Origin of the sequence: Acidisoma sp. (assembly GCF_035492295.1) — a bacterium.
Classification (GTDB): Bacteria; Pseudomonadota; Alphaproteobacteria; order Acetobacterales; family Acetobacteraceae; genus Acidisoma.
Map to the genome: position 1 here is coordinate 1 of NZ_DATJJK010000012.1, position 3,923 is coordinate 3,923.

3 protein-coding genes and 1 pseudogene are annotated in these 3,923 nt (G+C 62.2%); all 4 read left to right on the forward strand.

Annotation, left to right across the window (positions count from 1 at the left end; all coding sequences use genetic code 11):
* Window positions 1-471 (forward strand): annotated as a pseudogene (locus tag VL752_RS00840) (NAD-dependent dehydratase); the annotation flags it as partial.
* 89 nt (window positions 472-560) lie between these two features.
* Window positions 561-1,877, forward strand: coding sequence for an aspartate aminotransferase family protein (locus VL752_RS00845; RefSeq protein WP_325351833.1), 1,317 nt, complete (start codon window positions 561-563; stop codon window positions 1,875-1,877).
* A 376-nt stretch (window positions 1,878-2,253) separates the two neighbouring features.
* Window positions 2,254-3,444, forward strand: a complete 1,191-nt coding sequence (locus VL752_RS00850) for an acyltransferase family protein (protein WP_325351834.1) — start codon at window positions 2,254-2,256, stop codon at window positions 3,442-3,444.
* A 253-nt stretch (window positions 3,445-3,697) separates the two neighbouring features.
* A partial coding sequence (locus tag VL752_RS00855; RefSeq protein ID WP_325351835.1) for a hypothetical protein occupies window positions 3,698-3,923 on the forward strand: 226 nt, incomplete at its 3' end.

Consider the following 3,923-nt stretch of genomic DNA (forward strand, 5'->3'; position numbering starts at 1 on the left):
GCAAACGCCGTGGCGGAAGCGGGCGGCACTGTCTCCATCATGCGCTTGCCGCAGGTGCATGACACCGTGAGGCAGGGCCTCGTTTCCTATGTGATCCCGGTGGCACGCGACAAGGGCGTCCTCGCCTATGTCGGCGACGGCCAATCGCGCTGGCCGGCCGCGCATATTTCCGATGTGGCGCGCCTCTACAGGCTCGCCATCGAGCGGGCGGCGCCGGGTGCGATCTATCACGCGGTCGCCGAAGAGGGCGTCTCGGCGCGCGACATCTGCGAGACCCTCGGCAAGCGGCTTAACCTTCCGGTCCGCTCCATCACCGCGGAGGAAGCGCCCGGCCATTTCGGCTGGCTCGCCATGTTCGTGTCCCACGACATGCCGGCCTCGAGCGCCATCACCCGCGCCGCGCTCGGGTGGGCGCCGACGGGCCCGGATCTGCTCACCGATCTTGCGCGGCTGCAGCTCTCCGAGCGCTGAGAGGATGGCTTGATGCGGGCGGGCGCTCCTTCCAAGATCGCCCACGGCAGCTGGGCGGCGATTATGCCGCCCGCCCGGAGACATCAGCGATGACAGACGCGACGGTGCTTTCCTCCCGGTCCGAGGCGCTGGCGCGCCGTGCCCGTGGCAGTCTGCCCGGTGGCAACACCCGCACCACCGTCTATCGCGATCCCTATCCGCTCTATGCCGCGCGGGGAGAGGGTTGCCGGGTTTGGGATGTGGACGGTGTCGCGCGGATTGATTGCAACAACAACTACACGTCCCTGATCCACGGCCACGCCCATCCTGCGCTGGTGGACGCCGCCTGCCGGCAGATCGCGCTCGGCACCGCCTTCGGCATGCCGACGGAGTCTGAGATCGACCTGGCCGAACTGCTCTGCGCGCGCGTCGCTTCGGTCGAACGCGTGCGTTTCGTCAATTCCGGAACGGAAGCGGTGATGATGGCGCTGAAGGCCGCGCGCGCCTTCACCGGCCGGCCGAAGATCGCGAAATGCGAGGGCGCCTATCACGGCACCTACGACTATGCCGAGGTCAGCCTGGATACCGGCCCGGCGGATTGGCAAGTTCAGGGGCCGCCCGCCTCCGTCGCCTATGCGCGCGGGACGCCGCAGGGCGTGCTGGACGACGTCGTCGTCATTCCCTTCAACGATATCGACGGCGCCGTCAGCCTCATCCGGGCGCATGGCCCGGCGCTGGCTGGCGTTCTTGTCGATCCGATGCCGAACCGGGCCGGGCTGGTGCCTGCCGACCCCGCCTATCTGCAGGCGCTGCACGCGGTCTGCCGCGAGGTGGGCGCCTTGCTTATTTTCGATGAAGTCATCTCCTTCCGGCTCGGCCATGCCGGCGCACAAGGTCTCTGGGGCGTAGAGGCCGATCTCACGACCTTCGGCAAGATCATGGGCGGCGGCTTTCCCGTCGGCGCCCTGGGCGGCCGGGTGGATGTCATGGCGGTCTTCGATCCCACATCAGGCAAGCCCGCCGTTCCGGGCGGCGGCACCTTCTCGGCCAATCCCGTCACCATGCGAGCGGGGCTTGCAGCGATGGAGTTGCTGGACGAGGCGGCCTTCGTCCGGCTGGGCCACATGGGCGATCACCTGCGCCACGGCATTGAGCGGCTGTTGCACGATCATGGTATCCGGGGTTGCGCCACGGGTCGGGGCTCGCTGCTGCAGGTCCATCTCTCCGACCGACCGTTGCGGGACTACCGCTCCGCGAGGCCTGAGGCCGCGGAGGCACGACGGCTCGTGGCATTCGTCCAGGCCCTTCTTGATGGTGGTGTCATCATCTCCACAAATGGGCTCATGGCACTTTCCACCGTGATGACGGGAGATGATCTGGAGGCTGTGCTCGCTGCCATTGCAGCGGCTTTGTCAGCGATCGGCTGAAGTCGCTCGGCAGGCTGATGGGGTAAAAGGTGGCTGGGAGACCCGGAAACCGTCTCTCACCATTTGACTTAAATGGCGAATTTGAAAATCGGCCGCAGGGGCGTCGTCGTGCGACGTCGTCGTAGTCGTTGGAGGAAGGCAAAGGATTGATTGAGGCGCCGGAACAAGGTCAGCGCAAGCTCAGTTTACCACATTTCGCTTGTGCGACGTGTGGCAATGCCGTGGTCGCCGCCTCTCTTTGTCCGTTCGGCCAACGGCCAAAGCGACAATCTTGTTCCCAACGGGTTTCCTGATAGAAGCGAGGCGTAGCTAAGCTTTCGGGAGTATTGGCTATCACCCGAAAATGCATCCACTGACATTCGGAAAGCGACGCGCCATGCCTTCAACTGGCTTCAGCGAGCGTCGAGCCGAAAAACATCGCTACGTAACCCTTGACGGACTTAGAGGCATAGCCGCCTTGATGGTGGTCCTGTTTCACGCTGGCCACGGGCTTGGCACATGGTCGCCGCGTTTTGGTTATCTGGCGGTAGACTTATTTTTTTTACTCAGCGGATTTGTTCTTGCTCTCAGTTATGAGCCTCGCTTTCGTCGGGGCATGGGCACAGCCGAATTCCTGATAGCCCGAATAGTGCGACTGTATCCGCTGTACTTCCTGGGGCTGGTGCTCGGGGTAGCCACAGCGTTACTCAATATGGATTTTCCAGGCCTAACATTCAGAGGCGTCCTGGTCAGCTTTTTCTTTGGCCTTTTCGGCTTGCCTTCGGACGTCGTTCCTCAGCATCAGGCCTTGTTCGCCGTGAATGGGCCTTGCTGGTCTCTGTTCTTCGAATTTTGGGTCGCCAACGTTGTATTCGTGTTGTTCAGGAAGAGGCTTGGCTGGAAAGCTTTGCTGACGCTCATCCTTGTCTGTGGGATCGGGTTGGTCGCGACCGAGAAGGTATATTACACAGTCAGTGTCGGATGGGGTTGGGACAATTTTGCCCCCGGGTTTGTTCGCGTAGGATTTTCGTTTTTCGCTGGTGTGGCCCTTGCCAGAATCCACGCCGTCAGACCGGCGAAATTAAAACTGCCGTCTTGGCTCTTTATTGCAGCTCTACCCCTCTTGTTGTCACTCCCTCTCGGGGGGGAGCTATCGCATCGGTATGAACTGATCTGCGTTTTCGTTCTTTTTCCCGCCCTGATTTATTGGGGAGCGGCGGCTTTTGAACGACGACCCTGGTTCGGCGCGGCCTTGGGCGACGCATCCTATGCAATGTATGTCATCCACGATCCGCTTTGGGCTCTTTGTTCCTGGTTGGTCTATAAGATGGCGATCCAGCAAGGCTTGGTACTGCAGCTGGCTTTCGTGTTTGGCATTGTGGGCCTGGCGTGGGGACTGAATATCGCCGATACACGTGCTCGCGGCATCCTGATGTCCCGGATCAGAGCATGGCGGCTCTCGCCAAGTCGTGCCGGACTATATCTCCCCGTGGAGCGACGCGTTGCGGGAGAAGGCCGACGTGCTGAGCCCGTCATGGGTCGTTTGATGGGGCAAGGGCAAAGCCCTGACCACCTCGCTGACGACTGAGGTTGCCGTTCGCGAGCGGCCGCAGCGGCTGGCCGCAAAAGTCACCGGCAGGTTTCCCTGGCCGTGCGGCGATGCTCGCAGCCGTCCTCGCCGCATAGCCAGCCCTCTGGCGGTCGCCCGTCTGCTCAGCCGGTTGCAGCCCGATGCCCTTCCTTGCACTTAAGGGGGCTTAAAAAGAGATCAGATATCTCCATTCCAAGATGGCTTGCATTCCGCCTTTGAGAGAGACGGTCGGGATGCTAGGTCTTGTGTCATGATCAAAACATTCGACCAAGCCGGCCCTGTGGCCGCCCCATCTGAGGCGGAAGCGGTGTCCATCGCGTCTTTTTCAACTGATACAGTCGCTCCGGCGCAGCGTATCGATTACTGGCATAAGGGCGTGCTGCGTCGGCTGGACAGCGCGCCCGGGCTGGATGACAGCACGCCGTTTAACGCCAGGCTGACACGGCTGGCAGGGTTGGGCGGGGAGTTGCTGGACC

What these genes read in the sequence shown, in the direction of transcription:
- VL752_RS00845 (WP_325351833.1), top strand. Translation starts at nt 561, where the DNA reads ATGACAGACGCGACGGTGCTTTCCTCCCGGTCCGAGGCGCTGGCGCGC.
- VL752_RS00850 (WP_325351834.1), top strand. Translation starts at nt 2,254, where the DNA reads ATGCCTTCAACTGGCTTCAGCGAGCGTCGAGCCGAAAAACATCGCTAC.